Annotated in this window: 1 protein-coding gene; it reads right to left on the bottom strand. The window is 47.8% G+C overall.

Annotated features, from left to right (window positions below; genetic code table 11):
- Positions 1-1,211 (bottom strand): acetate--CoA ligase family protein (locus R7R24_RS24635; protein ID WP_318119717.1); only part of this gene is annotated, 1,211 nt, incomplete at both ends.

The following is a 1,211-nucleotide window of genomic DNA, read 5'->3' as shown; positions in this document are numbered from 1 at the left end:
TATCGAGCGCATCTTTGTGTTTCTGAAGACGGATCTTCCCGGACTTTAATGCAACCACGACTAAATAGCGTGCAAGCGTCATATTCAAAGGAGGCAGGGCGGCCACCGCATCTTGAGCGATGTTCCATTCAGATCCACCTTGACCAAGTAAAATGACAGGCCCAAATACCTTGTCGACCGCGATACTGATTCGCAACTCTTCCGCGCTGCCAAGCTTCGCCATGCCTTGAACTAGCAGGCCGTGTACGTTTGCAGATGGGTAACTGAATTTGACGGTATCTAAAATCGATTGTGCAGCGTTAGAAACTTCTCGACTATTTCTCAAATTAAGCGCCACGCCGTGTACGTCTGATTTGTGAGGAATATCAGGAGAGCGAAGCTTCACGGCGACCGGGTAGCCAATATTTTCTGCCATGTGAACAGCTTCGATTTCATCCGATGCTATCCAAGTAGGCAAAACATTAAAGCCAAAGAGCTTAAATAGTGGGCTAGTTTGGTGTGTATCCAGTGTAACTGTGTTTTTATCCAGTAGTCGTTCATCTACCCATTCTTTTGCAGAATTTACGCTACCTGAGTGCAGCGGCTCTGCTGTTGTTGGCGTTTCCATCAACTGTTTCTGGTTTCGCCTGTATTCAACGAGGTGCATGTACGCAACGACCGCGCTTTCCGGCGTACGATAGGTAGGTATCCCCGCTTGAGTGAATGCCAGTCGAGCATCTCGAGATGTTTGTTCCCCAGACCAGTTAGTTAGGACATTAAAATGTTTATGTCGAGGGTGATTCTTGATGGCTTCAATAACCGCCAAAGCCGTTTCATAAGAATCAGACACGGCAGAAGGACTGTGCATAATCAAAATCGCATCAGCACAATCATTATTCATTACCGCATTGATCGCATCTACGTAGCGTTTTTTCGTTGCATCTCCGGAAAGATCTATCGGATTAACACCCCGCCAGTTAGACGGTAAAATGGCTCTGAGCTGATCGGTTGTTACTTCGTCCAGAGTCGCTAAATTGCCACCTCGCTCAACTAGTGTATCAACCGCCATGACGGCAGGGCCTCCACCGTTAGTGATGATGGCTAAGCGTTCTCCACGCAACGGAACTGAGTGCGTCAGCGTCTCTACCGCAGCAAATAACTCATGCGTATTGCTAACACGCAGCATACCCGTTCTTCGTATCGCAGAGTCATAAATCACATCGAGCGTATCG

The sequence above is a fragment of the Vibrio sp. 704 genome, assembly GCF_033339295.1.
Note: the sequence above shows the minus strand (reverse complement) of the source record. Positions and strands in the feature narration are given on the sequence as shown.